The 403-nt window shown below is 83.1% G+C and carries 1 pseudogene; it reads right to left on the minus strand.

The annotated features are described in order from the left end of the window. Positions 1-403, minus strand: a pseudogene (locus VR44_RS13930) (hypothetical protein); the annotation flags it as partial.

Raw genomic sequence — 403 nt, forward strand, 5'->3', positions numbered from 1 at the left:
GGGGCGGGGGTCGGCCTGCGGCTGGGGCTCGGCTTCCGCGGCGGCCGGCCCGGTTTCTGCCGGGGCGGCGTCGGCCTGTGCGGTCGCGAGCTCGGGCTGCGGCTCGGCCTGCGGCGTGGGGGCCTCCGCCGGGGCGGCCAGGGGTTGGGCGTCCGCGACGGCTTCTGCCTCCGGCTCGGGGCCGGCCTGGGCGGCCACCGGCTCGGGGGCCTCCTGCGGCTCCGGCTCCACCTCGGCGGCGTCCGTCAGGGGCTCCGCCTGCGGTGCGGCGGGCTCGGCCGCCGCGGCCACCGGCTGGGGGGCCTCCTGTGCCTGCTGCGCGGTCGCCTCAGCGGAGGCGGCCAGGGGTTCGGCCTGCGGCTCGGCGTCGGCGTCGGCCCGGTCGGCCCGCGGCGCGGTCTCC

Origin of the sequence: Streptomyces katrae, assembly GCF_000966975.1 — a bacterium.
In the GTDB taxonomy this organism is placed as follows: Bacteria; Actinomycetota; Actinomycetes; order Streptomycetales; family Streptomycetaceae; genus Streptomyces; species Streptomyces katrae.